The sequence below is a fragment of the Streptomyces sp. NPDC037288 genome (genome assembly GCF_055603265.1).
The window spans coordinates 30,661-54,926 of sequence record NZ_JBVJVY010000036.1 but is presented as its reverse complement, the minus strand read 5'-3'; the positions used below and the strand labels follow the sequence as shown (position 1 = coordinate 54,926).

Annotated in this window: 39 protein-coding genes and 1 pseudogene; 13 read left to right on the top strand and 27 right to left on the bottom strand. The window is 69.2% G+C overall.

Annotation, left to right across the window (positions count from 1 at the left end):
• Positions 1 to 9 precede the first annotated feature (9 nt).
• The 13 genes and pseudogenes from ACZ7GZ_RS31820 to ACZ7GZ_RS31760 all read left to right on the top strand — a co-directional run bounded on the left by ACZ7GZ_RS31820 (position 10) and on the right by ACZ7GZ_RS31760 (position 7,857).
• On the top strand, positions 10 to 561 hold the full coding sequence (locus tag ACZ7GZ_RS31820) for a hypothetical protein (protein WP_471029452.1): 552 nt from the start codon (positions 10 to 12) through the stop codon (positions 559 to 561).
• A 39-nt stretch (positions 562 to 600) separates the two neighbouring features.
• Positions 601 to 1,428, top strand: a complete 828-nt coding sequence (locus ACZ7GZ_RS31815; protein ID WP_471029450.1) for a DNA adenine methylase — start codon at positions 601 to 603, stop codon at positions 1,426 to 1,428.
• 37 nt (positions 1,429 to 1,465) lie between these two features.
• Positions 1,466 to 1,711, top strand: coding sequence for a hypothetical protein (locus tag ACZ7GZ_RS31810; RefSeq protein ID WP_471029448.1), 246 nt, complete (start codon positions 1,466 to 1,468; stop codon positions 1,709 to 1,711).
• A 39-nt stretch (positions 1,712 to 1,750) separates the two neighbouring features.
• Positions 1,751 to 2,041, top strand: coding sequence for a hypothetical protein (locus ACZ7GZ_RS31805; RefSeq protein WP_471021438.1), 291 nt, complete (start codon positions 1,751 to 1,753; stop codon positions 2,039 to 2,041).
• 76 nt (positions 2,042 to 2,117) lie between these two features.
• Positions 2,118 to 3,017, top strand: coding sequence for a hypothetical protein (locus ACZ7GZ_RS31800; protein WP_471029446.1), 900 nt, complete (start codon positions 2,118 to 2,120; stop codon positions 3,015 to 3,017).
• 181 nt (positions 3,018 to 3,198) lie between these two features.
• On the top strand, positions 3,199 to 3,558 hold the full coding sequence (locus ACZ7GZ_RS31795) for a hypothetical protein (protein ID WP_471029444.1): 360 nt from the start codon (positions 3,199 to 3,201) through the stop codon (positions 3,556 to 3,558).
• An 87-nt stretch (positions 3,559 to 3,645) separates the two neighbouring features.
• Positions 3,646 to 4,071 (top strand): annotated as a pseudogene (locus ACZ7GZ_RS31790) (HIT family protein); the annotation flags it as partial.
• A 68-nt stretch (positions 4,072 to 4,139) separates the two neighbouring features.
• Complete coding sequence (locus ACZ7GZ_RS31785; RefSeq protein ID WP_471029443.1) at positions 4,140 to 4,613, top strand: hypothetical protein; 474 nt, start codon at positions 4,140 to 4,142, stop codon at positions 4,611 to 4,613.
• Between the two features lie 40 nt (positions 4,614 to 4,653).
• Positions 4,654 to 4,827, top strand: coding sequence for a hypothetical protein (locus ACZ7GZ_RS31780; RefSeq protein WP_471029442.1), 174 nt, complete (start codon positions 4,654 to 4,656; stop codon positions 4,825 to 4,827).
• The gene (locus ACZ7GZ_RS31775; RefSeq protein ID WP_471029441.1) at positions 4,824 to 5,090 is read left to right on the top strand and encodes a hypothetical protein; all 267 of its coding nucleotides are present in this window, start codon (positions 4,824 to 4,826) and stop codon (positions 5,088 to 5,090) included. Before ACZ7GZ_RS31780 ends, ACZ7GZ_RS31775 begins: the two co-directional genes overlap by 4 nt.
• Positions 5,087 to 5,233, top strand: coding sequence for a hypothetical protein (locus ACZ7GZ_RS31770; protein ID WP_471029439.1), 147 nt, complete (start codon positions 5,087 to 5,089; stop codon positions 5,231 to 5,233). The genes ACZ7GZ_RS31775 and ACZ7GZ_RS31770 overlap by 4 nt, the downstream gene beginning before the upstream one ends.
• 570 nt (positions 5,234 to 5,803) lie before the next feature.
• Complete coding sequence (locus tag ACZ7GZ_RS31765; protein WP_471029438.1) at positions 5,804 to 6,676, top strand: MmyB family transcriptional regulator; 873 nt, start codon at positions 5,804 to 5,806, stop codon at positions 6,674 to 6,676.
• 134 nt (positions 6,677 to 6,810) lie between these two features.
• A complete protein-coding gene (locus ACZ7GZ_RS31760; protein ID WP_471029435.1) occupies positions 6,811 to 7,857 on the top strand; it encodes a beta-ketoacyl-[acyl-carrier-protein] synthase family protein in 1,047 nt (348 codons plus the stop codon).
• A 175-nt stretch (positions 7,858 to 8,032) separates the two neighbouring features.
• Here ACZ7GZ_RS31760 and ACZ7GZ_RS31755 read toward each other — a convergent pair whose 3' ends face one another.
• The 27 genes from ACZ7GZ_RS31755 to ACZ7GZ_RS31625 all read right to left on the bottom strand — a co-directional run bounded on the left by ACZ7GZ_RS31755 (position 8,033) and on the right by ACZ7GZ_RS31625 (position 24,260).
• Positions 8,033 to 8,368 (bottom strand): DUF6233 domain-containing protein, encoded by a 336-nt coding sequence (locus ACZ7GZ_RS31755; RefSeq protein ID WP_471029433.1) that lies wholly within the window; start codon positions 8,366 to 8,368, stop codon positions 8,033 to 8,035.
• 99 nt (positions 8,369 to 8,467) lie between these two features.
• A complete protein-coding gene (locus ACZ7GZ_RS31750) occupies positions 8,468 to 9,079 on the bottom strand; it encodes a nuclease-related domain-containing protein (protein WP_471029432.1) in 612 nt (203 codons plus the stop codon).
• A gap of 38 nt (positions 9,080 to 9,117) precedes the next feature.
• Positions 9,118 to 9,666 (bottom strand): hypothetical protein, encoded by a 549-nt coding sequence (locus ACZ7GZ_RS31745; RefSeq protein WP_471029430.1) that lies wholly within the window; start codon positions 9,664 to 9,666, stop codon positions 9,118 to 9,120.
• Positions 9,663 to 9,914, bottom strand: a complete 252-nt coding sequence (locus ACZ7GZ_RS31740; RefSeq protein ID WP_471029429.1) for a hypothetical protein — start codon at positions 9,912 to 9,914, stop codon at positions 9,663 to 9,665. Before ACZ7GZ_RS31740 ends, ACZ7GZ_RS31745 begins: the two co-directional genes overlap by 4 nt.
• Before the next feature lie 73 nt (positions 9,915 to 9,987).
• Positions 9,988 to 10,614 (bottom strand): response regulator transcription factor, encoded by a 627-nt coding sequence (locus tag ACZ7GZ_RS31735; RefSeq protein WP_471029543.1) that lies wholly within the window; start codon positions 10,612 to 10,614, stop codon positions 9,988 to 9,990.
• Between the two features lie 14 nt (positions 10,615 to 10,628).
• The gene (locus ACZ7GZ_RS31730) at positions 10,629 to 11,207 is read right to left on the bottom strand and encodes a 3'-5' exonuclease family protein (protein ID WP_471029427.1); all 579 of its coding nucleotides are present in this window, start codon (positions 11,205 to 11,207) and stop codon (positions 10,629 to 10,631) included.
• Positions 11,204 to 11,647, bottom strand: a complete 444-nt coding sequence (locus ACZ7GZ_RS31725; protein WP_471029426.1) for a hypothetical protein — start codon at positions 11,645 to 11,647, stop codon at positions 11,204 to 11,206. Before ACZ7GZ_RS31725 ends, ACZ7GZ_RS31730 begins: the two co-directional genes overlap by 4 nt.
• 227 nt (positions 11,648 to 11,874) lie before the next feature.
• Positions 11,875 to 12,444 carry a hypothetical protein gene (locus tag ACZ7GZ_RS31720; protein WP_471029425.1) on the bottom strand — a complete coding sequence of 190 codons (570 nt, stop codon included), beginning with the start codon at positions 12,442 to 12,444 and terminating at the stop codon, positions 11,875 to 11,877.
• A 141-nt stretch (positions 12,445 to 12,585) separates the two neighbouring features.
• Positions 12,586 to 13,119: a single-stranded DNA-binding protein gene (locus ACZ7GZ_RS31715; RefSeq protein WP_471029422.1), complete on the bottom strand. Its 534-nt coding sequence runs from the start codon at positions 13,117 to 13,119 to the stop codon at positions 12,586 to 12,588.
• Entirely contained in the window at positions 13,119 to 14,027 is a 909-nt protein-coding gene (locus ACZ7GZ_RS31710) for a WhiB family transcriptional regulator (RefSeq protein WP_471029421.1), read from the bottom strand. Before ACZ7GZ_RS31710 ends, ACZ7GZ_RS31715 begins: the two co-directional genes overlap by 1 nt.
• A complete protein-coding gene (locus ACZ7GZ_RS31705) occupies positions 14,024 to 14,497 on the bottom strand; it encodes a hypothetical protein (protein WP_471029419.1) in 474 nt (157 codons plus the stop codon). The genes ACZ7GZ_RS31710 and ACZ7GZ_RS31705 overlap by 4 nt, the downstream gene beginning before the upstream one ends.
• Positions 14,494 to 14,715 (bottom strand): hypothetical protein, encoded by a 222-nt coding sequence (locus ACZ7GZ_RS31700; RefSeq protein WP_471029418.1) that lies wholly within the window; start codon positions 14,713 to 14,715, stop codon positions 14,494 to 14,496. Before ACZ7GZ_RS31700 ends, ACZ7GZ_RS31705 begins: the two co-directional genes overlap by 4 nt.
• Positions 14,708 to 15,703, bottom strand: a complete 996-nt coding sequence (locus ACZ7GZ_RS31695; RefSeq protein WP_471029416.1) for a phage Gp37/Gp68 family protein — start codon at positions 15,701 to 15,703, stop codon at positions 14,708 to 14,710. Before ACZ7GZ_RS31695 ends, ACZ7GZ_RS31700 begins: the two co-directional genes overlap by 8 nt.
• Entirely contained in the window at positions 15,700 to 16,371 is a 672-nt protein-coding gene (locus ACZ7GZ_RS31690) for a hypothetical protein (protein WP_471029415.1), read from the bottom strand. Before ACZ7GZ_RS31690 ends, ACZ7GZ_RS31695 begins: the two co-directional genes overlap by 4 nt.
• A 111-nt stretch (positions 16,372 to 16,482) precedes the next feature.
• Positions 16,483 to 16,755: a hypothetical protein gene (locus ACZ7GZ_RS31685; RefSeq protein ID WP_471029414.1), complete on the bottom strand. Its 273-nt coding sequence runs from the start codon at positions 16,753 to 16,755 to the stop codon at positions 16,483 to 16,485.
• An 11-nt stretch (positions 16,756 to 16,766) separates the two neighbouring features.
• Complete coding sequence (locus ACZ7GZ_RS31680) at positions 16,767 to 17,195, bottom strand: hypothetical protein (RefSeq protein WP_471029411.1); 429 nt, start codon at positions 17,193 to 17,195, stop codon at positions 16,767 to 16,769.
• A 78-nt stretch (positions 17,196 to 17,273) separates the two neighbouring features.
• The gene (locus tag ACZ7GZ_RS31675) at positions 17,274 to 17,624 is read right to left on the bottom strand and encodes a hypothetical protein (protein ID WP_471029408.1); all 351 of its coding nucleotides are present in this window, start codon (positions 17,622 to 17,624) and stop codon (positions 17,274 to 17,276) included.
• A gap of 183 nt (positions 17,625 to 17,807) precedes the next feature.
• Positions 17,808 to 18,035 (bottom strand): hypothetical protein, encoded by a 228-nt coding sequence (locus ACZ7GZ_RS31670; RefSeq protein WP_471029407.1) that lies wholly within the window; start codon positions 18,033 to 18,035, stop codon positions 17,808 to 17,810.
• 139 nt (positions 18,036 to 18,174) lie between these two features.
• Positions 18,175 to 18,591, bottom strand: a complete 417-nt coding sequence (locus ACZ7GZ_RS31665; RefSeq protein WP_471029405.1) for a hypothetical protein — start codon at positions 18,589 to 18,591, stop codon at positions 18,175 to 18,177.
• Positions 18,592 to 18,982: 391 nt separating this feature from the next.
• Positions 18,983 to 19,267, bottom strand: coding sequence for a hypothetical protein (locus tag ACZ7GZ_RS31660; protein WP_471029403.1), 285 nt, complete (start codon positions 19,265 to 19,267; stop codon positions 18,983 to 18,985).
• A gap of 851 nt (positions 19,268 to 20,118) precedes the next feature.
• Positions 20,119 to 21,228 (bottom strand): ParB/RepB/Spo0J family partition protein, encoded by a 1,110-nt coding sequence (locus ACZ7GZ_RS31655; RefSeq protein ID WP_471029400.1) that lies wholly within the window; start codon positions 21,226 to 21,228, stop codon positions 20,119 to 20,121.
• Positions 21,229 to 21,966 carry a ParA family protein gene (locus ACZ7GZ_RS31650; RefSeq protein WP_471029399.1) on the bottom strand — a complete coding sequence of 246 codons (738 nt, stop codon included), beginning with the start codon at positions 21,964 to 21,966 and terminating at the stop codon, positions 21,229 to 21,231.
• A gap of 188 nt (positions 21,967 to 22,154) precedes the next feature.
• Complete coding sequence (locus ACZ7GZ_RS31645) at positions 22,155 to 22,298, bottom strand: hypothetical protein (protein WP_471029398.1); 144 nt, start codon at positions 22,296 to 22,298, stop codon at positions 22,155 to 22,157.
• Positions 22,298 to 22,480, bottom strand: coding sequence for a hypothetical protein (locus ACZ7GZ_RS31640; protein ID WP_471029397.1), 183 nt, complete (start codon positions 22,478 to 22,480; stop codon positions 22,298 to 22,300). The genes ACZ7GZ_RS31645 and ACZ7GZ_RS31640 overlap by 1 nt, the downstream gene beginning before the upstream one ends.
• Before the next feature lie 66 nt (positions 22,481 to 22,546).
• Complete coding sequence (locus ACZ7GZ_RS31635) at positions 22,547 to 22,960, bottom strand: SLOG family protein (protein WP_471029395.1); 414 nt, start codon at positions 22,958 to 22,960, stop codon at positions 22,547 to 22,549.
• 29 nt (positions 22,961 to 22,989) lie between these two features.
• Positions 22,990 to 23,769, bottom strand: coding sequence for a DciA family protein (locus ACZ7GZ_RS31630; protein WP_471029394.1), 780 nt, complete (start codon positions 23,767 to 23,769; stop codon positions 22,990 to 22,992).
• Positions 23,770 to 23,771: 2 nt separating this feature from the next.
• Positions 23,772 to 24,260: a hypothetical protein gene (locus ACZ7GZ_RS31625; protein WP_471029392.1), complete on the bottom strand. Its 489-nt coding sequence runs from the start codon at positions 24,258 to 24,260 to the stop codon at positions 23,772 to 23,774.
• Between the last annotated feature and the right edge of the window lie 6 nt (positions 24,261 to 24,266).

Here is a 24,266-nt window from a genome sequence, read left to right as displayed (position 1 = left end):
GGAGTCGCCATGCAGAACACCAGCCAGCCCCTCGATCTCGACGAGATCGCCGCCCGCGCCGACGAACACCGTGCCGCCCTGTCGGGTTGGCTCAACTGCTACTCGCCACTGCCTGAGCAGGAATCCCTGGAAGGAGCCGAGGGCGTGCTGAAGGAGGACGTGCCCGCGCTGCTCGCTGAAGTCCACCGCCTCCGCGCCGAGCTGGCGGATGCCGAGGTTGAGAAGGCGAAGCTGATCCGCTGGCACGGCGAGGACGAGACCGCGCTCACCAAGATGCGCGGCACGATCGAGCGGCTGCGCGGCGAGAAGCGGGATCTCGGCGAGCTGGCCGCACGTCGCGAGTCGGAACTGATTGCCCTTCGCGACGTGCTGGAGCAGATCCGGCACCTGCACAAGGACTCCCCGATGGGCCCCTGCCCCGTCTGCATCGACGCTGACGCGATCGCGGCCGGGGGTGACGGTCTCGTCCCGTACCCGTGCCCGACCGGCCGTCTCGCGGGCGCTCAGGACTGCGACCCGCCGCACGTCCACGCCGCCCGTTCCGCTCCCGCCGCCGGTTGAGCCACCCCACACGACAGACCGCCCCGAGAGGAGCAGCACGTGAAGCCTCCCGTCCCATACTTCGGTGGCAAGCAGACGATCGCGCCGTGGATCGTCAGCCTGCTGCCCGCCCACGAGCACTACGTCGAACCGTTCTGCGGCGGACTGTCCGTCCTGCTGGCCAAACCGGCAAGCAAGATCGAAACCGTTAACGACCTCGACGGTCAGCTCATGACGTTCTGGCGCGTCCTTCGTGACCAGCCGGCCGACCTGATCCGCGCCTGCGCACTCACCCCGCACAGCCGAGCCGAACTTCTCGCCGCCCGCGAAGACGCCGACACCGACCTGGAAACCGCCCGCCGCGTCTGGGTACGCCTCACCCAGTCCCAGGGCGGCGCCCTCCGCAAGGCCGGATGGCGGTTCTACATCAACCCCGACGGCACCAACATCAGCATGCCGGGCAACCTCACCGCCTACGTCGACCGCATGGCCATCGTCGCCGAGCGCCTGCACCGCGTGTCGCTGGAGTCGATGCCCGCCCTGGACCTGATCGCCAAGTACGGGGCACAGCCGAAGGCCCTGCTGTACGTCGACCCGCCATATCTCGGCGAGGCGCGGTCCAACGGCAGTCGCTACCGCCACGAGATGAAGCACCCGGACGAACACCGGGAGCTGGCGGCCGCTCTCGCCGGCTGCAAGGCCGCGGTCGTCCTGTCCGGCTACGACAGCCCGCTGTACGACGAGCTGTACCAGGGCTGGCACCGGTACACGCAGGCCGCGATGACCGGCAACGCCAAGGGCGACAAGGGGCGCACCGAAGTCCTGTGGTCGAACCGTCGGCTCGGCAGCCAGCTCGACCTCCTCAGTCTCGACACCACCACCGCCTGACCCCCGTCCCACCCCACCCAGCCCCCCAGGAGTCGCCATGCAGAACACCAGCCAGCTCGACGAACGCCGCGCCAAGGCCGCTGAAGCAGCAGCCCGGAACGTGCCACAGAACCCGAACCCGCTCTGCCGCGACTTCCAGGAGCAGCCGGAGCCTGCCGAGTTCTGGTGCGCCAACTGCCACTGGAACCGACCCATGCACGACGACGAGATCGCCCGCGAGGCCATCGCTGAAGCCCTCGACCGGCTGCCCGCAGGCGCTCGTTCCGCTCCCGCCGCCGGTTGAGCCGGCACCCCACACGACAGACCCAGGAAGGGACCCGGCATGACCGCCGCTCACGACGACGAGACCGTCGCCCGCATGTACGACGCCATCGATCACGCCCTCTGGCAGGACCTCGCCGACGCCCTCAACCGGCTCACCGAGTGGGGTGCGGACCCGCTGCTCGCCCTCGCGGACAAACTCGGCGTGAACAGCATCACCGTCCTGGACCCCGCCGAGCGGCACCACGCGTACCGGCTGCGCTACCGGCCGCCGTTCGGCGAGGAGCGGGACGCGGACGGCGGGCCGGGCTGGATCGTCGAACGCCGGCCCGAAGCCGACGCCTCCGCATGACCCGCACGACGACGGCCGCCCGGGGCGTATCCGGGCGGCCGTCAGCCCCGAACCCTACCCACCACGGAGTGAACCGATGAACCAGCCCGCCCCCGAGCTGTGGCAGCACCTCGTGCAGTGGCAGCCCGCCACCGCCGCCGCGCTCGCCCAGCACATCCGCGCCCTGCCCGACGACTGGCCGCTCCGCGTCTTCGGCGTCGGACGCCCGGACGCCGCGCTCACCCTGTCGCCCGGCGCTATCGGGGAGCAGTTCCCCGACCGGACCCCGGAGATCGCCCCCTACGACGAGATCGCACCGCTGGACGACTGCCCGGCCTGCACGGAGGTGGAGGGCACCTGCCGTTTTCACGAGGGCTACGCCGCCGGGCATCACGAGCAGGTGCAGGCGCAGCTCGACGCGGTGCGGGTGAACCCGACCATGGGGCTGCGGGAGTTCATGCGGTGGCAGGCGGACGTGGAGGAGGCGGAGGACCGGGGCGAGGAGCCGCCCGTGATGCCTGCCGCCGAGCCCGCGGCGCTGCCGCCCGTAGACCGGGCCGCCCTCCGAGACCGCATCGCCGAGGCCGTGGCGCGGCTGCACGAGACGGGTGGCGTGTACGCCATCGAAGCTGGCGAGCCCGAGCGGATCGCCGACGCGGTGCTGGCCGTGCTGCCCGAGCAGGCCGACAGGGCCGCCGTGGAGCGAGTCCGCGCGGTGCTGGAGACGGAGGCCGTCGTGGGCCGAAGCGCCCTTGAGTACCGAGGACTGATCGTCTCGGCCCTCCTGGCCGCCGAGGCGCAGCCCACACCGGACACCGAGGGGCGGCGCAAGTGGTGCAAGTGCCGCTCCTGCTGGGGCTGGTTCGTCGAAGAGCACCCCGGCGAAGACCTGGACGAACTCGGCAAGGACCTGGGCTGGTGGTCCGGACTCCCCGAGCACCGAGACGCGCCCGCTGGCGTGTCCGAGCGCAAGACGGACACCCCGCCGTCTGCCTGACGGTCTGCCTGTCGTGTGGGTCGCGGTCTACGCCGCGACCCTGCGGGGGCCAGGAAGCCGCCTCAGCGCCCGTCTGCGGCCCGAAAGCCCCCGCGCGCGGGTCTCGCGACACCGAACCCACCCCCAGAGCCTCACAGAGGCGTACAGCGCCTCCGCTGCCTCAATCCCGAATGGAGAACCGATGACCACCCAGACCACCACCGAGCCCCTCACCAACCCTGAGACCGAAGCCACCCACTACGGCATCCCCGTCTGCCACATCGGCGACGACGGCGACATGCTCGCCCTCGGCCACCCCGGCACCCGCCGCGCACTCGCCGCCTTCAACCGACACGCCCGCGTCTTCTGCCACCTCGCCAACCTGGCCGACGACCAGGCGAGCACGGTCGGCGAGTGGGAGGACGCCATCACCGAGCACTGGGTGATCTTCCGTCGCCCGGACCCGGAGCTCGGCGACGACCCGGACTGCACCTGGTACTTCGACCGCAGCAGCGAGGGCGCACCCGGCGCCGTACCCGTCACGCTCCTCGACGTCTGCTGATCCACCCCGGGCCGCCGCATGGGCGCGGCGGCCCAGCCGTAGCCCGCCGTCCCCGCCCCGCCCCGCCCGACACACCACCAGGAGCAACACGTGAGCGAACAGTCCTGCCCCTTCTGCGAGATCAACCTCGGCCGCGCGCCCGCCACGTTCGTGCACGAGTGGTCCGACACCATCGCGATCGTCCCACTGAACCCCGTGGTCGACGGGCACACCCTCGTGATCCCTAAGCGGCACGTCCCCGACTTCGCGAGCGACCCGGCCGTCTCTGCGGACACGATGCGGCGCGCGGCCCAGCTCATGCAGTGGACGGACCGACCCATGAACCTGATCACCTCGCGCGGCCGGGAAGCGACTCAAAGCGTGTTCCACCTGCACCTGCACCTCGTGCCCCGCGCCGAGAACGACGGACTCGCACTGCCCTGGTACAGCGGCAAGCGTCGGACGCAGATCGACATCACGCCCGATCCGCCGCACGTCGCCGCCGCGATCCGAGACATCCGCCGCCACGCCTGACCGCCCAGCCGTAGCCGCCCCCTGCCCGGCCGTCACCGGACAGGACCCCAACCACACCGGAGCAGAACATGACCGACCCGACCGTCACCGACCTCCGCCGCGAGCTGGAGAAGGCCCGACTCGCCCTGATCGACGCGCAGTCACACCTCGCCGCCCACGCCCAGGCCAACGCCGCCCTCCACTGCGCCACCGAGGTGTTCTACTCCCCGCTCCACGCCAAGGTCACCGCAGCCATCGCCGGGATCGAGCACGCCCTCGCCCGCACCGACCGGCAGCTGCCCACCCTCAACAGCCAGGCCAGCGACGGCGTGTGGGCTGCGATCCTCACCGACCTCGACCGCTGCCAGCACGGCCGCCACCAAGGCGATGCCTGCGGCCCCGCCGACGCCTGCACCGGCACCTCAGCCGGGAACCCGCACCTGCGGCCCGGCCAGGTCATCGGCTACGGCCTGCGCGGCGACCACATCGTCATGCCCGACCGCGACCACAAGCACGACCCCGCCGCCTGGCGCACCCGAGCCGACGGCGACGAGCAGCGATGACATACCGCGACACCGCGCGCCAAGCCGCCAAGGAACAGCCATGACCGGGCCATCGTCCACGCCCCGCGGCGAGCACGCGCCCCGGCCGGGCGTCACCTGGCAGACCACCATCGTCCGCACCGAGACCGTCATCGACCACGACGCACCCGACCCCGCACCGCCGAACCGGGCCACCCGCCGCGCCATCGCCCGAGCAGCACGGAGGAAGAAGTGACAGACCGTATCGACCAGCTCGGCGACCGCGCCCGCTGGTTCCTGGAGAACTTCGACGAGATCGACCTCGCCGACATCTGCGCCAGCCACGAGGCAGCCCAGCAACGCGCTGAGACCGCCCTCCGCGAAGTACTCGCCACCCTCTACCCGATCACCCGGGCCAACGACCCGACACCCCTCGGCTACCAGGCCATCCACCCCATCCGGCCCTGCGACTACCGCCGGTGGACCGCCACCCTCGGCACGAACCGGGAGCAGCCGTGACCCGCCCGCCGATCCGCTGGCAGCCCGACGACGGCAGCGCCGCCATCCTCCGCGCCTACGCCCGCCAAGGCCAACGCCCCGGCTCGGTTCTCCGCCGCGCCCTGCTCGTCCTCGCCCGCGCCGACGAGGAGACGTCGGAGTGAGGCGCTGGGTGTCGCGGCGGGAGATAGTCCGGCGCCTGGAGGCCGTGGAAGCACAGCTCGCGCGGGCGACGCCGGCGCCACTTGCTGGGCAGCAGACTATCAACGTCGGCCACATCAGGCACCACGCCTACGAGGGTCCCGGAGTGTGCCGTGCGGACTTGTTTGGGCAGACCTGCGGGGCGCACCGGGACGAGCACCAACTCGTCGGTGACGAGGGGCCGTGAGGTGTGCTGGTGGCCGGTGCCGAGGCCCCTGGTGTGGGGCGGGAGGGCACCGGCCGCAGCCTGGCAGCGGAGCGGAACGGTGCACTGAGCCTGCGTCCGGCCCCTGGTGCCGCGCTGCGATCCCCGAAAGGGCCGGCACCAGAAACCGGAAGCACGCTCAGCCTTCCGTTCCCTGGCCCCAAGGCTGATACCGGCCGGTAATCAGAACGATGCCGACCAGTACCCGCAAGGGGCTGTATCCACGTGATCACTAGCGATGACACTTGCAGGCCAGCGACCCCGCGTCACAGAGCATGCAACACGCACCCACCACGTATCTACGGTGAATCCTTTACAGCAAAACTGCATGACACTAATTACACTGACTTTCCGTCAACAAGAGGATCCGGGGGATAGCGCACCAGTGAACAAGCAAGCACTGACGAAGCTGCTCCGAGACAGGCGCGCACTGATAGCCCCCGAAACCCACGGCCTTCCCCGCCCCACCGGGCCAGGCCGCCGTGCTCCCGGCTTGTCCCAAGCCCAAGTCGACGAAGTCCTCGGCTACTCCGAGCGCACCTACCAACGTCTCGAGTCCGGCAACTACCCCTCCCCGCCGGTCGAGCTGCTCCGTGACGTCGCACGCCTCTACGGCATGAACGAGCAGGAATGGTCCACCTTCTGCCAGCTCGCCCGCGGTGAGAACCCGCCCTACCCGCTGTATGACACCAGTGGTGACGCCGTACCCTCCGCCTGGGCCGACGCCGTGACGGGATGCATGCACCCCGCCTACGTCACCGACGCCTCCTGGAACCTGCTGGCCTGCAACAAAGCGTTCCACGAACTGTTCGACAGCGGCCAAGCCCCGGCGAACACAATGAGGTGGATGCTGCTGGACGGTCGTGACCAGCTCACCGACTGGGCGACCGCCTGGGCGCCGTTCGTCATGCCTCAGCTGCAGAACGCGGTGGCCTCACGCCCCGGCGACAAAGTCGTGCGGCAGATCGAGGCCGAAGTCCTCGCCGACCCTGTATCCCGGCCCCTGTACGAGGTCCGCGGGACGTCCATCCACCCCGACGGGGACGAACGCCCGATCCGGCACGCTGTACTGGGGCCGGGCTGGGTGACGATGTGTGTGGCGCAGCCCCTTACGGCGCCGGGGTCCCGGTTCATGATCCTCATTTTTCGGCCAGGGCCCCGCAGGGCGACCCAGCGTCCACCCATGCTCCAGGCGAAGTGACGAGTCTCTACGCCTGATTTTGCCCGCCTTTGACGGGCGGTGCGGGACCATGACCGCGGCGGCAGGGGAATCAAACCAGCCAACTTTGCCGTAGCTTGACCCCAATCAGGTCACGCGTGTCCAAGGGGGGACCCATGCCCGCATACATCGCCCGACCCACCACCGTCCTCGCCCCGCACAAGGTGACGACCGCGGAGATAGCCGACGACATCCGCACCCATCACCCAAATCACCCCCGCCTCGCCGCGATCCTCCGCGTCATCGGCAACAGCGGCGTGCAGTCCCGCTACTTCACCCAGCCCCTGAACTCACCCACCATCAACGGAACCGCCGACATCGGCCAACGCGCCACCCGCGCCTTCACCGACGGCCTCACCATGGCCGAGACCGCGGCCCGCACCACCCTCCAGCGCCACGGCCTCACCCCGGCCGACATCACCGGCCTCGTCACCACCCACGCCACCGGCTGGAGCGTGCCGAATCTGGACATCCACCTGACCGCACGGCTCGGCCTCAAACCGACCATCCGCAGAACCGCCCTGACCACCACAGCCTGCGCCGGCGGCGCCACCGCCCTCATCCGCGCCGTCGAGCAGGCCCTCCTCTACCCAGGATCCCGGATCCTCGTCGTCGCCGCCGAAGTGCTGAGCACGTCCTACAACCACGCGGACACCGCCATTGAGCACATGATTTACAAGACCCTGTTCGGGGACAGCGGCGCCGCGACCATCGTCTCCAGCGAACCGATCGGACCCGGCCTGGCCGTCACTGCTGGCGGGCTCTGCGAGTACGCCCTCCCGGACAGCCTGCACTTCTACGCCGGCCGTATCGACAGCAGCGGCCTGCACTTCGACAGCACGAAAGACGCGACCGGCGGCGCCCGGCACGTCATGCCCGCCATCCTCGGCTGGCTGAACGACCGCCCCGTCACGGTGCCCGTCATCCACCCCGGATCCCGGCCCATCATCCTCGACACCGCCAAAGCCCTCGGCCTCACCGAGGACGACGCCCGCCACTCCCTCGACACCCTCAGCGAAGAGGGCAACCTCGGCGGTGTCTCGGTTCTCCGCGTGCTCGAGCGCACCCACAGCGATCCACCCGCGGACGGCACCCACGCCCTGATGGTCGCCTACGGGCCAGGCTTCAGCGTCAGCGCCCTCCACGGCACGTGGACGTCGTGAGGGAGCATTGTCAGTCCCCCGTGGCACACTCGATACAGGAGCTGAACCGTCCACGGTTGGCGGTGTAGGCGCCTTCCGTCCGGTGTGGGTGGCCCCGGCCACTCGCCGATCGGCACCGGGCCTCACAGCGCCGCCCCGTCTCGCAGTCCCCCGTCGAGACGGGGCGGTCGTGCGTCTACTCCCGCAAGCCCGACTCCGGGTTGCACACCTGGCACATCTCGACCGTGAACGTGTCGTCCTCGAGCGCCAGCATCACCTCGTGCCGCTCCAGGTATCCCTGCTCGCCCTTCCAGATGCCGCATCCGCCGCGGTGCAGGACTGTCCGCTTGTTCCGGGCCGGCTCGAGCTTCCACCGCTGCTCCGCCCACGCCCGGGCTGCGGTCCGCTTCTCCCGCTCGACTTCCGCCACGACGATGCGGATCTTCGCCCGGGTGCTGTTGAGCTGCCAGTCCAGCCACTCCTCGAGGGCACGGAGCTTGGCGAGACGCTCGGCGGGCGGCAGATCGGGCATGTGTTCGATCCTACGGGCATGAAAAAAGAGCCCGCCACCTGGGCCGAAGCCGCAGGTGACGGGCAATGTCCTCCCCGGGTGGTGCGGTAACGCTACGCCTCACCCCCGGTACGGCGGAAGGGCCTCGGCAACCCGCCGCCGAAGCGCAGCCGCACGCCGCCAGCTCCACCCCGACGGCGCCGCGGCCAGCGCAGGCACCAGCCGTGACGGGTCCAGCACCCACACCGGCCCCGCCCAGCCCTGCACCCGCGCCTCCAGCACACCCCCGGCGACCGGGGAGCCGTGCACGACGAGCACCGGCCACACCACACCCGCAGGCAACCCGAGCAGCCGGCCCACCGTGACCGCGTACCTGGCCGCCTTCTCCGCTTCCCCGTGCCGGTCCTCCGCATCGCAGTACACGCGCCCGGCCACCAGGTGAGTGGTCCAGGACCGGCGCCAGGCCTTCGTGTCCAGCACCACGACCGCGGTCCCACAGGGGCTGACGAGCACGTGGTCGACGTTGGCGCGGCCGTGGCCCGGTAATCGCCGGTCGTGCAGGATCCGCCAGCCCCGCCACCTGAGCCGCCACAGCAGGCGTGCGGTGGCCCGCTCAGCCTCCGCCGCCCGCGTCCAGCGGCCCGCCACAGCATCCGCCCGGACCGCCTCCGGGTTCATGCCCACCCACGCGGTGACACGCCGCCACACGCCCCGCCGGGCCCGCGCACGCATGGCACGGGCTTCCGCAGCCGCCGACCTCCCCGCCGCACTCACCGGGCCGCCTCCCGGAGCAGGTCGTTGAAGCCGTCCATGGTGGCAGTCAGAATGTCCGCGGCAACGCCCACCAGGATCACCGCGTCGCCCCGCTCCGCGGCCACCTCACGCCACTTCGCCACGAGCGCCCGTGCCTGCGCTACCTGCCGCTCAGCGGACTCCGCGCGCTGGCGCAGCATGCCCGGGTCGTCATCCTCCGGCCGGTAGCCAGGAGCGAGCATCCGCTCGTACTCCGGCTGGTACGCCAGGCAGTCCGAGCACGTCACCGTCGTACCGCCTGACAGAGCGCCCTGCCGGGTAGACCGCCCGCACAGACCGAGCCCGGTCGCCCAAGCCTCGAACTGCGGTAGCCACTTGTAGACGGACAGGTGCACCAGGTCCGGCTCACTCGGCAGGTCCAGCCGGGCCACCGGCACCAGGTAGCGGCGGGACTTGTCCAGCCTGGTCGCGTCGGTCGCTGCGGTAGGTGTGCAGTCGCACTGACCAGAGAACACTGCGGTGCAGGTGATCTCATGGCCGGTGGTCTGCTCGTAGTCGTCGGTCATGCTGCCTTCCTTGTCGTGGGTCGGGGTCGGGCGTGGGTACGGCGGGCGGTGCGCTGCCGGTGACGGCGGGCACGCCGCCAACCGGCATCCACGCCCGTGGCGAGAGCGACGGCGATGACCGTGCAGACGATGACCGCGCCCGGCGAAAGAACACGGGCGCCGATCAGGGCCAGCCATCCCCAGGCAGTACCAACGGCTATGACGCCGACGAGGAGGATCTGGGCGAGGAGCGGGGGTATGCGTGGCATGAGCCCTCCCGGGCGTAGATCGGTGTCACCCGCCAGTGGCGGTGCCTAAGATGTCCGTTTCACGCGCGGTGGGTCAGTCCCCGTACTGGTTTCTGATCGCAGCAAGCACGGACACAGCCGCCTGACGCTTCGCCGGAATGTTCATCCAACGCCTGGCCAGCTCAGACACACGACGCACCGCGTCCTGCGCCTCCCCGCCCCCAGACTCCGCGGCCCGCTGCTTCCACGACCACGCCTCTTTACGGGCGTTGTTGTACTTCCTGCGCAGCTCAGTCACCAGCGCGTTCTCCAACGCCTCAGCCTCACGAGCCTCCTGCGTGCGCTTGGTCGCCAGATAGCGGATGCCCTCGCGCAGCCGATTGCCCTCGATGTCGTTGAGGCCGCCCTTCCGCTCGGCACGCGCCACCAGAATCAGCAGCTGCTCGACTGACGGCGGCCCGTATATGTGGTGGCCGTCGCCGATGGCGATCAGCCCCAGGCGTGCTCCGACCGCGACGGCCTGCGTCCGGTCGCTGGCGTGAAGAATCTGCATGATCTTCGCCATCTGCGACTTGACCGTGTTCTCCGTCTTGTGCAGCTCAACGCCGATGCGCTTGTTGGAGAAGCCGTTCGCGGCGAGCTGGAGCACCTCCCGGAGCTGGTTGCTGAGGATCCGGTCGCAAGACGGGTCGGGCCCGCCGTGCGCAGACGACGGGCCCACCTGCACTGGGGCAGTCACCGGTACCTCCGCTGCATCTCCAGCGAGTGGTTGATGACCGCCTCGTGCAGTCGGCTGTTGTACCGGGCGTCCGCCAGGGCGTGATGCTCACCGCCGTCCTGCACCGGAAGCTCCGGCCGCTCAGGGTGACTGGCTTCCACGATGAGCGCCTCCAGCTCCGTGAACCAGCGGGGGATCTGGTCGGGCATCACCGACCAGTCGTTGTCCCACAGGGAGTGCAGCCGGCAGATGTCCTGCCCGCCGTACCAGGCGAACAGCCGGGTCTCGTCGGCGTCCGTGTCCGCGAAGTACCGGGCCACACCGGCACGGATGTCCGCGATCGACTGCACGGCCGGATCATCGCAGTTCAGGATGCTGCCCGGCTCGTCGTAGCCGAACACGATCCTCGGCAGATACGGCCACACGTTCTCGACCATCCACGGCACTGCAAGCAGCGCGGCCACGTCCATGTCGGCGTTGACGGCGTAGTAGTCGACGCCCTGGTCGTCGGTGAGACCGATGGACACGAGGCCTCGGGTGCTGGGGTCGGCGGGGAGGAACTCGCAGTCCAGGTAGACGAAGCGGGTTGTCTTCATACGGTGGTGCTCTCCTTCTTGCGTCGGGTGTTCGGGAGTCGGCCGCCCAGCCCACGCCGGGATGGCACGGGAACGGCCTGAGCGGGCTCGACTGGGGCACTGCCGGTGTCGTGGTGCCAGATCTCCACCCACACCCCCGACAGCCGCCAGAACGCGGCCACACGGCCCGGCTGGGTCAGGTCCAGCTGCGGCAACTGACGGTCCGTGGACGGGGCGATCCGCTCGGACAGGAAGTACGCCTGCCGGTTCATGAACGCCCTGAGCGCAGAAACCGGGTCCGGGCCTCGCAGCTGAGCCGACACGGTCAGCCGGCCGTCACCACCGCGGGTGACCCTCCAGTTCCCCAGTGAGTCGCGGCGACTGGACTTGCTGGCACGCCAGTGCTTGAGCGTCGCGTACTTCGCGGCGAGGGCGTCGGGATGCAGGGCGGCGTTGCTCATCGGACCTTCCGGTGGGTGAGAGCGGTCAGGGTGTGGTGGAGGAAGCGCGGGGCCAGCTCGGCGAACGGCAAGCGGCCACAACAGGAACGCGGTCACCGCTGGTCCTTTCGGACGGGTATGGGGCCGCCCCACCCCGCTGGGGGCACGGGGTGAGGCGGCAGGGGCCGCGCCAGGGGGTGCGCGGCCGGACGGTCCCCCAAGGGGGGCAGGGGACCGCAGTCAGGAAGTCAGTCCTGGAAGCAGGCGAACTCGTCCGTGACGTCCCTGCCGTCCGCGTCGAGGACGGCGATGCTCCACGCCTCGCCCCGGTCGGCGAGGCTGGCAACGACACGGCCGATCGTCTCCACCTGCCGGGCTCGCAAGCCGACTCGGTTCTTCCGCCCGTCCGCGCGCTCGTAGGTGAGGGTGTACGTCGGGGCCAGGCGGACCATCTTCTTGCCGCGGTGGATCTCGGACACGATCCGCCCCTCCGCTTCGGCTTCCTGGACGGCGGAGTCGATGTTCAGCTGTGCGAGGCCCATGCCCCAGCCGAGCGCGGTGACGGCGGTCCAGTCGTAGCTGGTGTCCGTGAGTCGCTTGACGATGTCGTGGACGGTGGCGGCGCGCTGCGGCGCGAGGCCCTCCTTCACCTCGTAGGCGGCCGGGTTGTATCCGACGCCGGTGCTGGCGGCGTGTCGGGGGGCGTCCTCGGTGAGCAGTTGGGCCTTGATGCCGGGGATCTGGTGGCCGTAGTCGACGGTGCGGATGCCGCCGGGGACGGTGTAGCCGTTGGGGTCGAGGAGGCGGAGTTCGAACATGGGAGTCCCCCTGAAGCGAGGTGGTGGGGCTTGATGGCTCCACCGTACCGCTGTATGCATGGCATTGCAATGCATGAGACGGGCTGGGTACGACACAGGGGCCCAACCCGAAGGCCAGACCCCTTGCCGAACTCCCGCCGCTCAGAAAGGCGGAGCGTCGTCCCACCCGCTCTGGCCCCCACCGGAACCCCAGCCGCCCTGCTGGCCGCCACCCTGCGCCCCGGACGCCCACGGGTCATCCGCCGGCGCCGACGCCCCCTGCTGCACGGCCTGACGCGCATCCTGACGGCCCTGACCCGAACCGCCGCTAGCCTTCGTCACCTTCGCTGTCGCGTACTTGAGGCTGGGAGCGACATCGTCGACCTCCAACTCGAAAACGGTCCGGCGCACGCCTTCCTTGTCCTCATAGGACCTCTGCGTCAGCCGGCCCACCACGATGACCCGCATCCCCTTCTGCAAGGACTCCGCGACTTGCTCTGCCTGCTGCCGCCACACCGTGCACGGCAGGAATAGGGCCTTGTCCCTGTCGTCTTCCCAAGCGTTCGCGTCCCGGTTGAACTTCCTCGGCGTTGAAGCCACACGGAACTTCGCTACTGCGGCGCCGTTCGGGGTGAATCTGAGTTCCACTTCATCGACCAGGTTCCCGATCAAAGTCAGGACGCTCTCTCCAGCCATCAGGCTGCTTCCTCCATCTCGTTCTGGGTCAGCGACTTCATGCCGCTCTTGTCCGTCAACCGCAGGTACGCCAGACGCACCGACTCCCGGTTGATGCCGATCCGCTTCGCCACCTGCCGCAGCGTCAATCCGGACCCGTACAACGCGAGGATCTGCGTGCCGGCCATCTCGATGACGTCCTCGACCGTCAGCCCTGAGCCGGACTGCTGCCGAATTCGGGTCTCCTCCGCCCAGCAACGCTCCACCGCCACCTGGGGGCCCTTCGCCGAAAGGGCCGGGAAGGCCTTCTCGCGCTGCTGCAGCACGGTCAGGGAGGCGCTCACGATGCTCTGCGACGTCCCCAGCACGACCGCTATCTCCGTGTGTGAGCGGCCCATCCTCTCTAGCGTCCGCAGCGACTCCTTCGAGTTGGCCAGGAGCTTCTCGATGGCTGACGGCGCGTGAGTGCGGATGCCGTCCTCGACCGGGGCCGGCACGAGGATCCGGAAGGCTCCGTACAGCGCGCGCGGTGTGGAGCTGAAGTGCTCAGCAACCGTCTCCACGCTCGCCCGATGCTTGACCAGGCGGATCAGCAGTTCAGCACCGCACTGGACGGCAAGCTTGCGGGCATCGGCGTTGTCGGCCCTGCGGGCCGCCCACCGATTGGTGACAGGGGCGAGCAGCTGTTGCCGCTCCTCACCGGTCAGACCGCCGCAGATCGCGTCCCACTCGTTGATGCGGTAGGCCTCGTTCAGGCAGAACTCCTTGGCCGGGCAACCGGCACAGATCTGCTTGGCCTGCTGGATTCGAGCCGGTGGCGTGTCCTTCTCGGGCCAGAACAGTTCGGGGTCAGCGTTTCGGCAGGCAGCCTGAGCTTTCCAGTTCCGGGGCGTGGCAGCAGTCGCGGCGAGGCGGGCAGTGGTGGTCATCGGGTGGCTCCGGGAAGGTCCGTGGGCGGGTTCAGGAGGGCCAGGTGAGCGGGGTCTATCTGGTCGAGGTCGGTGATCCACAGAACGAGCTGGGAGCCCTTGACCGGCTGACCTATCCGCGGGTCCGGGCCGATCAGACGGGTGGAGTCGTCGTCCGGGAGCACACCGGCATCCACCAGGCCATCGACAGCAGCCTTGGCGGACGGCGCCCAGTTACCGGGGTCACGCCGCTTGACAGCCGTGTCGGGGTGGACGACGAAGTACACGTGAGCGCGCTGGAGGGCCGGGATGCTGCTGTGCCGGGCCATGGTCCATGCGGCATTGCGGATGATCTTCACCATCTCGGCCTTGCGCCTGAAGTGCAGGGTCTGGTTGGCGTTGATGAGCTTGGTCTTGGGTGGGAGAGCGAGACGCCAGGAGGCGGGCCGGGTGATGCCGCCGTGCTGGGTCTCGGGTGCGGTCGCGGTCACTGGGTCACCTCCGGGCGAGGTTCGGGCAGTCCGAGGCGTTGGGCGAGGCTGATGCGGGCGTCACGGTCGACGGCCGGGTCGTGGATGTAGGCGACCGCGAGGGCGATGCGGCTGCGGAGGACGGCGAGGTCGTTCTCGGCGGTGGCAAGGAGGCTGGCGTGTCGGCAGCAGATCTGGCCGACGAGCGTGTCGACGTATGCCTGGTCGGTGTCAAACATCGGCAGCCACCCGCTTCGGGTACTCGCGGACGCGGAGGTGGGCGGGCCAGTAGCCGGGGTCGCCGCCCTTGGTGTCCCCGTGCGTGGCCACGGTCTTCCCCGCCCAGGTGGTGTCGCGGGCCCAGACGGAGCCGAGCTGCTTCACGAACGGGGCGGCGCCGACCAGGCGGGCGTCCTCGATGAGGTCCGCGGCCCACTGCGGATCGAACGGCCGGGCGCCTGGCCCGCTCTCACCGCCGATGATCACCCAGTTCGGGAGGATGAGGTCTGGGCACGGTCCGCTACAGAAGCCGCCCGGGAAGTCGTGGGTGGGGCAGTAGGCGTGGCCGCGGTTGAAGCGGACCGGACCAATGAGGGGCTCGCAGGACAGGAACCGGATGGCGACCGGGGTCTGCATGAGGGCCTTGATACGGATGTCCGCCCACTTCTGGTTCTCCACGGAGACGCCGAGGTGCACGTTCGGCAGGGGCCAGGCGGCATCCCAGACCCGCTTCTCGGCGTCGTCCGGTGCTCCGGGGATCCGGTTGGGGTTGGCCTTGGAGACGGCCCACGCCATGGCGGAGCGGAAGTGGACGCCCGGGAGATGCCCGTTGCCGCAGGTGCAGCGGTCGCTGAGGACGGACCGCATGCGGGCGTGCCGCTTGGTGAGGATCTGGTAGGTGTGCTGCGGGGTGAGCGCCATGACGGCGAAGAAGCGGGCCAGGAAGTCGGTGGTGACGTCCTTGTGGAACAGGTCGCTCATTGAATTTACGAAGACGAGGCGGGGCTTCTTCCACGTGAAGGGCACGCTGAGGGTGTCCTCGTGCATGGTGAGAGCGAAGCCGGGCCCGGAGGTCTTGGGGTTGCCGTCGTTCTGGTACTTGGCCTGTCCCATGGCCTTGAGGCGCTTGGCCATGGTGAGGGCATAACACCGGTCGCACCCAGGGCTGATTCGGTCGCACCCCGTGGTGGGGTTGAGGGTCTCCCCTGTCCATTCGATGTTCGTCACGGCTGCGGGTGCTCCTTGGCGTGGTCGTTGTCGGCGCGGGCGGCGAGGCCGTCGGCTATTTCGTCGCGAGCCAGCGGCTGGGTGTCGGCGGCGGTCGTGCGAGGCGTATGGGTCGGCTGGTCGCCGAGGACCTGCGGGGTGGTCGGGAGTGCCAGGACGGTCTTGCTGACGGTGTTCGGCTCGTCGGGGAGGCGGCGCGCCCAGGTGGGGCCGGTGTGGATGCCGAGGTCTTCCAGCTCGTCTCGATTGAGCGGTGTGAGGTGGTCGAAGTCGGCGTGCAGCAGGCTGCAGGTGGCGGAGCGGACGCGGGCGGAAACTGCCATGCCGGGGTCGTCGATGCGGTAGGAGTGGACGGCGCCCATGCGGCAGGTCGCCTGCCAGCGCAGCGTGCGGGTGCGGGTGGTGTAGTGGAGGGTGCCGTCGGTGAGGGCGCGGGTGACGGTGCCGTCGTGGTGGTCGGTCCAGTCCTGGATGCGGTCGGTGGTGATGCCGGCGAGGAGTGCGGCGACGACTGCATATCCCTGGCCGTCGGTCATCCACTCCTGGGGCCGCTTGGGGAGCGGGGGCAGCGTGGTCTTCTTAGCGGCCGGCTTGCGGCCGGGGGTCTTCTTCGCCGGGGTGGTCTTGCGGGCCTGTGCGGTCTTCTTCGCGGTGCGGGTGGTGGCCATGGTCGGCCTCCGTCCTGGGGAGGGGCTTGGTGGTGCTCCGTCTGGTGTGGGGGTGGTGGAGGAGTGCGAGGGTGGTGATGCCGACGGCGATAGCGATGCCGTCAGGCCAGGTCACTTGGTCGCGGCCGCGGTGCGGTCGGCCCAGGCCAGCTCCGTCTCGGCGCCGGCGGTGACGTCCAGTTCGAGGCGGATCTCGATGACGTGGTCCATGTAGCCGACGGCGTACGGCAGGCTGGGGTGGTGGTCGGCGTACATGCCAGCGCGGATGACGAGTTCGTCGGTGGTGAGCGTCTTGGCGTCGTCGTAGGCGTCGGCGCGGCCGGCGGCGTGGGCGGGGTCTCCGGCGAATCCACCGCTGACGAGGTCGAAGGTCATGAGGCTCATGGCGGGGCCTTTCAGGCGGCGGGGGTCTGGACGGCGAGGACGTTGGCGGCGCGAAGGATGCGGTCGATGACCTCGTCGGTGGAGGGCGGGAAGGACTCGCCGATCGGGTTGGTGGCGGCCCAGTTGGAGACGTGCTCGATGTAGTCCGGGACGTACGTGCCGGGCTCGATCTCGGTCTCGCAGACACTGGAGTCGAGAACGTCACTGATTGCCTTGATGGCGGCCATGGCCTTCGCGCTGGACTCGATGAGCCGGAGGGAGGCCAGCTCGTCCGTGAAGAACTCCTTCGGGGCCGGGCAGCGTTCGGCGACCATGTAGGCGACGGCGCAGATGTCGAGCTTGTCCATGGGGCCGTGCTCGGCGAACTGCGCACCGGTGTGGAGTCCCTGGGTGCTGATGACGGTGGCCATCTTCTGGAGGATGAAGCGGGTGGCGTTCATGTGGGTCTCCCCTGATGGTTGAGCGCCCGGGCCGCGCAGTGCGGTGGTCATGCGGGGCCCGGGCGGGCTTGTGGTGGGTCAGTCGGCGAGGGGCCGGCCGTGGTCGTGGCCGCAGGTCGGGCACTGGAGGCGGCTGAGGTTGCAGTCCGGGTCCGGTCCGGCGGTGACGATGACGCCTTCGGCGCGGCTGTCGAAGATGGCGCCGCAGCCGCAGCCGTCGTTGAGGCAGTCGCAGACCGCGAGGTCCTTGGAGGCGGGGAGCGGGATGCCGGCGGCTATGGCCACGTACTTCATGGCGCGGTCGTAGTCCTCGCCGGTGGCGGCGTGGTCGGCGTCTTCCATGGCCTTGTCGATGACGGCCTGCATGGTGGGCGTGAGGGCCGTGTAGTCGGCTTCGGTGCGTGCGGAGGCATGCGTCATCACGGCCACGGGTGCTCCAGGGAGGCTGGGATGGGGTCAATCAGCCCTGGTGAGGGGGCTGTTGCCTTATCTGTGGTTCCACCGTACCGCGCAACGCATGGCATTGCAATGCATGAGCCGGGTTATGCTGTAACCGGGCACAGGAAAGGCCCCGCACACCCCTCACGGGGTGCCGGGGCCTGTGTCTGGTAGTCAGTTCTGGGAGTGCACCCAGTCGCGGTGGAGCTTCAGCAACTGGCTCCAGGGCGCCGCATTGGCTCGACCGAGCTTGGTCATCGGCACGTTGTGGTCGCGGCACAGGCGAACGAGGGTACTGACCGAGACGGGACGCCCTCGCTCGGCGAACATGTCAGCCGCGACCTTGAGTTTGATCTCGACGTCACTGGCGGCGATGTAGGGGCTCATGTAGCTGACGGCCATGGCGGCCTCCCGGGGTCGGCGGCCGCCATCGTTCGCAGCTCCGGTGGCGCCGAATACGGGTGGACCTTGGGACAGGTCCAGTTGTGGTGAAACCGTGTTCAGTTGATGGTGATGCTATGTACGACACGTCTCGGGCGCATCAGGTTGCACGGGTCTGACGAACATTTTGCCGAGCCACCGCACGAGCGTGCGCGATCTGCCCCAGCGACAGGGTCGTGGAGCTGCCGTCCTTGTCGACGCACTCGGCATTGGTACACAACACGGAGTGCATCTCCCGGACCCACATCAGGCCCCAGCAGCCGCACTTCGGGCAGGGCTCCCGGATGACCTGCTTGCGGACGGTCTCATGGTCGCCGGCCTTCAGGCAGTGCTCGAGGTACTGCCGGTACTCGATGACTGCGGCCCGAAGCTGGTCCACCTCAGGGGAGTGCTCGAGGCTGGCGTGCATCCACTCGTAGGCGTCCTGGACGCGCTCGGGGAGCGGGTCGGCGGCCGGGTTGGCCGCGCGGGTGTGGTCGGCGACCTCTTGGACGGAGGTGATGATGTGCTCAACCACGTCGGCGTTGAACGGAAGCGTCGGCGTTACAGCAGTGGCGCGGGGCTCGGAGCTGATGTAGGAGTGACCTGCAGCTCCCCTGATGGGGTGCTGGCGAAAGTACGTGGAGAGTTCGTTCAGTCTTGCTGCGGCGCTGTCGTCCCCGTGGGCCATGCGTCCCCCGTCCCTCAAGGTCGCCCCGGGGGCGCGGGACGTCCTACGCAGATGTGCAGGGGCGCGCGCCGGGGCGGATGTTGGCACTCCGGGTGAATCCGGACGCCTCATCATGGCACGCGCGCGGGGTTAGTTGAACTCTTAGCAAGAATTGATCAACACAGTGTTGCTGGCGGAGGATGAACGGCCCCACCGCAGATGACAAAAACCCCGGGCATATGCGACACGGTCGCCGTGGTCACACCAGCCGCGGGGCTTCCTTCAGCCCACCGAGCAGCACGTCCAACTCGCCGTGCTGGTCCTCGCCGATGATCCCGCTGACGACTGCACCCTTCAGGGTGTGCTGAGCAATCTGCATCGCGGTCACATACACAGCCGCCGTCTCGTCGTCGGTGAGAGTCCGGCCAGTCTGGTTGAAGATCTTCTCCACGTCGTCGGCGACGAGCCGTAGTGCGGCCTCCCGCTGCGCACGCTCACTGTCCGACAGGGCAGGCCCCGGGGTCGGGAGGCGGGTGGGCTCCATCGTCTTCCACCCCCTGGAAGGCTGGGATGCGCCACGTCCTGCACGCCGCGCGGTGATGGGGATTACGGCCGCGCCCTCACCCGCGTTCACCACGGTCTCAGGCGTGTGGGGGACGGCCGGCTCTGCTGCGGACATGGAGTCTCCGCTCCTCCGGCAGATCGAAAGGTCCTCGAATCACCCGCGCTGGTCAGGTCGCGGGCCCCTACCCCAAACACGGCTGCCAGTCCACGTCCAGGGCTTGCTCACTCTGGCACTTCTTTCAATCAATGCGTAGGGCTGAAAGAAGTTTTCACGCCCTTGTGACCTGATTTCCAACGGTGGTGGCGCAATCTGCAACCGACGTGTTGCTCTGTGTTGTCTATGGGTTTCGGTGGTGGCCGTACGGATACAGGTCAGCCCCTGCAGCCGAGGTGGGATGGAGTTGCCGACAACATCCGGTGCCTGGTGCAGGGGCTGTGAGACCTCAAGACGCGCTCTGGGCGCACCCGTCTGGTAAGACCAGAGTCTAAAGCCGGTACTCCGCAGCGCATAGACCTTTCCAGTAAGTTCCTGTTCAGCCCTGGTGGGAGCGGGCACGGGGCGGCCGCCGTGGCCGAGGAGGGGCGCCTGGAGGGCTACGCAGGCGCCTCCTGGCAGTCCTCGGCCGGGCGGCCGGCATCCCGGTGTGGGGGAACCGGAATCTCAGCCAACCCTGCAGATATATGCACTGTGAAGACGTCTGCAGTCGGATCACTCGAACGGGCGACCGGAAACCCCGGCAAGGCGGGCAAAGCAAGCGGCCCGGCCTCCTCCCGTATGGGCAAGGAGAGCCAGGGCCGCAGCCTCGTCGACTCAGATTTGAGTCACCGCCATCAGTTGGCGTTCGCCGCCCGCTTCTCCCGGTCACGGAGCAGCAAGTCGAGGACCTTGTCGCGTTGCTCCGGCGGCATCTTGAACAGCAGCAGAGTCCCCGCCTCGTCACCGTCGTGGTACGGGAACATCTTCGGCGCCGGCCGATCCTCGGCGAAGGCCTCCCGCGGTTCCGGGATGCTCTCCGGCCGCTGCGGCGCCGGCGGCCGGGGGCCGTCCGGAACCGGAGGTTGAACCGGTACCGGCTGCCTCGCCGTGGTCCGCGGGCTATCGCTGACGGACTCTGCCCCCTTCGGGACAGGGGCCGCGTCCGGCTCCTGTTTTACGGCCGTAAAACTCGGTGGCGCCGGCGGGACGACTGCAGGTGCTGGCGGCAGGGTGGAAACCGTCTGCTTGGCGGCCTTCCGGGCGGCTGCGGCGGCGGCCCGCCGGTCCTGCTCCTCTTCCCACCATGCCAGCTGCTCCGACGCCCCCCAGGCATTGTCTCGGGCATGTTTACCCAGAGACCGAGCGGCTTCCAAGGGGATGGTCTTCTGCCGCACGAGGTCCTGGACCTCGCGGGCCAGGTGAGTGAGGAGAACCCGTTGGGTGACCCAGCCGTCGACCCGTTCGAAGTGCTGCGCCACGGCCCGGTTGGATCCGAACTCGGCGACCAGGGCCTGCACGGCGTAGGCCTCTTCGATGGGGTCGAAGTTCTGCCGGTCGACGTTCTCGGAGACCACGGCCTCCATGAACGTCTTGCGGTCCTTGGCAAAGTCGTCGTTGGCGACACAATCCAGGGCAGGCAGGCCGACCGTGGTTGCGGCCCGGTAGCGACGCTCTCCGCTAACAAGGACGTAGTCGACGTCCTTGACGCGGTCGGCGTGCTCGGGCCACAGCTTCAGGTAGGCACCCCGGCTGACGACCGGGCACGGCTGGTTCTGCCGACGTGCCAGGCTCTTACCGAAGTCGATGAGGTCGTCTTCGGTGCCGAAGTCCTGCCGGGGGTTGACCAGGTTCGGGGCGAGCCTGGAGACAGGCACCCGGTACAGCCGGCCATCGGCCCGAGTGTCCGGGACCGGGGCGTCGTCGTCATCGCCGAAGAAGTCGTCGAAGTCGTTGCGGGTGGCCATCTACTGACCTCCCGCGCGCTTCGATCGGCGGAGTTGGTGCTCCAGCGCGAGGGCCTGGAAGTCGGCCTTGGCCTTCAGAGCGATGGGGTTGGGTTCGTACTGGGTACAGAACCGGCCGCTGGTGATGCCGCGGGTGTGCGGCTTGTAGCGGCGGATGGTGGTGTTGTAGACGTCCCAGCCGCGCCGGTCGACCAAGCTGAGCGTCTTGTCCCGGTCGGCTTCGCTGTCCCTCGGGTCCCAGCTGACGACCACTCCGTACGGGATCTGACGCGGGATGAGAACGCGTTCGATCGTGGTCCGGGTGGGCCGGAACGCGGCGCCTTCGGCAGGGAGGGGGACGATGACGTCGTCGGCTGCGTCCAAGACGGCGCGCAGAGAGTCACCGACGGTGCCATCGCCTAGCGGGTCGATGGACTCGTCTTCCTCGTCCTCGTCGTCTAGGGGCATGAAGCCGGGGGTGTCGACGATGATGATGTCGGCCTTGGCGCGGCGGAGCTTGCGCAGTTGCTCGACGTTGTTCTTGGCGTTGACGACGCGGAAGGGGACTGGCCGGCCTGCCTTCCGGACGGCGTCTGCGTGCTCAACGCTGGTGGCTTGGGGGTCTATCGAGACGACGGCAACGGAGGCGTCGTCTTCCGCGCAGCCGAGGATCTCCGCATAGACCGCAGCCAGGTTGACGGTGATCAGGGACTTCCCGACACCGCCCTTCCTGTTCAAGAGCACAGTGATGTAGGGCATGTACTGCTCCGATTACTTCCCGATGGTTCCGGTACTTCGGACGGGGAGCATCCTGCCAGATGATCACAGGGTGGTCGGAGAGGCGTGGGGCCCATGGTGTTTTACGGCCGTAAAACTCGCGGGCTGTACCCGCGAGGGTAAGCGGCCGGGCGGTCTCGGGGGTGAGTGTTTTACGGCCGTAAAACGGATCAGCCCTCGGAGGCGTCCTCGTCATCGTCCTGGCCGTAGGGTTCGCCGTCCTCGTACACGGCCTCGCGGAACAGCTCAGCGTGGAGGACGGTGACCGGCGGCCGCGGGTACTCGGGGCGAGGCTTGACGGCGGTGGCGGGCATCAGCAGCTCCCGGCGATAGTGAGGGCGTGCACGGAGGCCTCGGCCGGCTGATGGGCTGGGCAGGTCTCGAGGGTGACGGCGCAAATGCGGCCGCGCATCCAGTCGTCCAGCCACGCTCGTTCCTGGGCGTCCTCTGCGGCGTGCCAGGCGTCGGGGTACTGGCGGGTGGCGGTGTGGGGCATGCGCGGCCTCCTTCGTGCGGTGATCGCGACCACCGTGCACCACATCCGTCGAAGCGTTCCCTCCGCTCACACGGGGATCCGGTACACCGGGATCCCAACGGCCTTGGCCCGGCGCATACAGTCTGCTGTCCCCGTGCTGTTGTGTACTTGCGCGGCGACCAGGAGCAAAGGGCGTTCGTCCACGATCTCCTGGTTGCGGCGGTGCCCGGCGAGCGGGCAGTACGTGCGTCCGTTGCGCTTGGGCTTCCGGTGTCCAGGCTGGCATTCCGAGCCACACGGCCCTTCCCAGTCCGCTGGTAGGCGGCGCCGCGGCACGCCGTTCGCCACGGCCCAGGCGTCGCCCATGGCGTCGGCTCCGTCGCGTGCGTCGCCGTGGATCAGTTCGATGCCGTCGTAGCCGTCTTCGAGGGCGTCGTGCCACACCAGGAACAGCGTGGTCTCGAGGAGCGGTACATCCCACCACTTCCTGCTGCCTGTCAAACCAATGAGGGCGAGGGACATGGCGGGCCTCAGGCGACGTCGAGGTTGGGACGGGACTGGGTGAGACCGGCCTGCTCCTGCCGTTTGCGGGCGAGGGCGGCCCGGCGTACAGCGTCGCTGCGGTCTACCTGCCGCGGGGCGACCTGGTCCAGCTCGGCTACGGGTTCGGGTTGGCGGTTGGCGCGGAGGGCGGCTTCCTGCCGGCGCATGGCCTGCTCGATGTACGGGTCGGTGTGACGCGTCTCGGGCCGGTGCTCGAGGGCTGCGGCGAGTGTCTGCCGGTATCCGGCGCTGGCCGTCTCCCGGGTCCGCACCGGGCTGGCTTCGGTGGCTGGCGCGGCGGTCTCCTGCAGTTCCGCGGCCGCCGCGACCGGTGTCCCGCCGGCGGGCAGGACCTTCAGCGCGCGGACAGACCGGCCGGACGGGGCCTGCTGCACGCGGGCGAGGATCTGGGCTTGGTAGAGGCGGAGCTGGGTGGCGTAGGCCGGGGACACGGGCCGCAGGTGCAGGATTTCGGTGTCGTGCTCGAAGCGGACCGCGGCCACCTTGTCGGCCAGTTCGGGGGCGATGCTGGGCCACTGGTCGATGATGCTCCCGGCCTGCTCCGGGGGTTCCAAGCCGCGTTCGGCCATCATCCGGTCGATCGCTGCTCCCAGTCCCATGGGGTCGCCGAGCCGCCGGCGACTGGTCTGCCGGGTGGTGCGGGTCTTCTTCGGCGGCTGGACGGGCCGGGTCTTGGCGCTGGCTCGCTGGGCGGCAAGGGCGGCGCGGGCGAGGTCGATCCCGGACGGCTGCTGGCTGGTGGTCATGGTCAGTCCCTCCACCAGCGCAGGCCCTCGGGCTCCGCGGAGCGGTCAGCGCCGTCGATCGTGTCGAGGTAGGTGCCGTACCGCGCGACCGCGTCCGCGGCGTGCTCGCGCTCGGGAGTGGTCATGTTCTTCGTCAGCCACCGCCAGTTGCCGTGCAGCCAGACCGAATGCCAGGCGGCGTCCCCGGGGAGCGGCTTGCCCTCGGTGATGGAGTCGATGACGGCGAGGGTGTCTTGGGCCTGTTCCACGGCCTGCACCCGGTGGGAGGCCGCAATGGTGAGCTTGCACAGGCGGCGGACCTGGGCAAGGGCGGCCTGGGTGGTGACGGCTTCGGCATGCGTGCGGGCGGCACTGGCCCGGGCGCGGGCGATGTCGGCCTTCGCCGTGTGCAGCTGGGCTTCCATCTCGGCCCGTTCGGCGTCGGCACGATGTGCGTGCTGCTGGGCGAGGCGCAGTTCGGCGCGGACCTGGTCGAGTTCACTGCGGGGCATGGCGGG

Coding starts and splice junctions, on each gene's coding strand:
- ACZ7GZ_RS31820 (WP_471029452.1), top strand. CDS start 10: ATGCAGAACACCAGCCAGCCCCTCGATCTCGACGAGATCGCCGCCCGC.
- ACZ7GZ_RS31810 (WP_471029448.1), top strand. CDS start 1,466: ATGCAGAACACCAGCCAGCTCGACGAACGCCGCGCCAAGGCCGCTGAA.
- ACZ7GZ_RS31805 (WP_471021438.1), top strand. CDS start 1,751: ATGACCGCCGCTCACGACGACGAGACCGTCGCCCGCATGTACGACGCC.
- ACZ7GZ_RS31800 (WP_471029446.1), top strand. CDS start 2,118: ATGAACCAGCCCGCCCCCGAGCTGTGGCAGCACCTCGTGCAGTGGCAG.
- ACZ7GZ_RS31795 (WP_471029444.1), top strand. CDS start 3,199: ATGACCACCCAGACCACCACCGAGCCCCTCACCAACCCTGAGACCGAA.
- ACZ7GZ_RS31785 (WP_471029443.1), top strand. CDS start 4,140: ATGACCGACCCGACCGTCACCGACCTCCGCCGCGAGCTGGAGAAGGCC.
- ACZ7GZ_RS31780 (WP_471029442.1), top strand. CDS start 4,654: ATGACCGGGCCATCGTCCACGCCCCGCGGCGAGCACGCGCCCCGGCCG.
- ACZ7GZ_RS31765 (WP_471029438.1), top strand. CDS start 5,804: ATGACACTAATTACACTGACTTTCCGTCAACAAGAGGATCCGGGGGAT.
- ACZ7GZ_RS31760 (WP_471029435.1), top strand. CDS start 6,811: ATGCCCGCATACATCGCCCGACCCACCACCGTCCTCGCCCCGCACAAG.
- ACZ7GZ_RS31755 (WP_471029433.1), bottom strand. CDS start 8,368: ATGCCCGATCTGCCGCCCGCCGAGCGTCTCGCCAAGCTCCGTGCCCTC.
- ACZ7GZ_RS31750 (WP_471029432.1), bottom strand. CDS start 9,079: ATGCGTGCGCGGGCCCGGCGGGGCGTGTGGCGGCGTGTCACCGCGTGG.
- ACZ7GZ_RS31745 (WP_471029430.1), bottom strand. CDS start 9,666: ATGACCGACGACTACGAGCAGACCACCGGCCATGAGATCACCTGCACC.
- ACZ7GZ_RS31740 (WP_471029429.1), bottom strand. CDS start 9,914: ATGCCACGCATACCCCCGCTCCTCGCCCAGATCCTCCTCGTCGGCGTC.
- ACZ7GZ_RS31730 (WP_471029427.1), bottom strand. CDS start 11,207: ATGAAGACAACCCGCTTCGTCTACCTGGACTGCGAGTTCCTCCCCGCC.
- ACZ7GZ_RS31725 (WP_471029426.1), bottom strand. CDS start 11,647: ATGAGCAACGCCGCCCTGCATCCCGACGCCCTCGCCGCGAAGTACGCG.
- ACZ7GZ_RS31720 (WP_471029425.1), bottom strand. CDS start 12,444: ATGTTCGAACTCCGCCTCCTCGACCCCAACGGCTACACCGTCCCCGGC.
- ACZ7GZ_RS31715 (WP_471029422.1), bottom strand. CDS start 13,119: ATGGCTGGAGAGAGCGTCCTGACTTTGATCGGGAACCTGGTCGATGAA.
- ACZ7GZ_RS31710 (WP_471029421.1), bottom strand. CDS start 14,027: ATGACCACCACTGCCCGCCTCGCCGCGACTGCTGCCACGCCCCGGAAC.
- ACZ7GZ_RS31700 (WP_471029418.1), bottom strand. CDS start 14,715: ATGTTTGACACCGACCAGGCATACGTCGACACGCTCGTCGGCCAGATC.
- ACZ7GZ_RS31690 (WP_471029415.1), bottom strand. CDS start 16,371: ATGGCCACCACCCGCACCGCGAAGAAGACCGCACAGGCCCGCAAGACC.
- ACZ7GZ_RS31685 (WP_471029414.1), bottom strand. CDS start 16,755: ATGAGCCTCATGACCTTCGACCTCGTCAGCGGTGGATTCGCCGGAGAC.
- ACZ7GZ_RS31680 (WP_471029411.1), bottom strand. CDS start 17,195: ATGAACGCCACCCGCTTCATCCTCCAGAAGATGGCCACCGTCATCAGC.
- ACZ7GZ_RS31670 (WP_471029407.1), bottom strand. CDS start 18,035: ATGGCCGTCAGCTACATGAGCCCCTACATCGCCGCCAGTGACGTCGAG.
- ACZ7GZ_RS31660 (WP_471029403.1), bottom strand. CDS start 19,267: ATGGAGCCCACCCGCCTCCCGACCCCGGGGCCTGCCCTGTCGGACAGT.
- ACZ7GZ_RS31655 (WP_471029400.1), bottom strand. CDS start 21,228: ATGGCCACCCGCAACGACTTCGACGACTTCTTCGGCGATGACGACGAC.
- ACZ7GZ_RS31650 (WP_471029399.1), bottom strand. CDS start 21,966: ATGCCCTACATCACTGTGCTCTTGAACAGGAAGGGCGGTGTCGGGAAG.
- ACZ7GZ_RS31645 (WP_471029398.1), bottom strand. CDS start 22,298: ATGCCCGCCACCGCCGTCAAGCCTCGCCCCGAGTACCCGCGGCCGCCG.
- ACZ7GZ_RS31640 (WP_471029397.1), bottom strand. CDS start 22,480: ATGCCCCACACCGCCACCCGCCAGTACCCCGACGCCTGGCACGCCGCA.
- ACZ7GZ_RS31630 (WP_471029394.1), bottom strand. CDS start 23,769: ATGACCACCAGCCAGCAGCCGTCCGGGATCGACCTCGCCCGCGCCGCC.
- ACZ7GZ_RS31625 (WP_471029392.1), bottom strand. CDS start 24,260: ATGCCCCGCAGTGAACTCGACCAGGTCCGCGCCGAACTGCGCCTCGCC.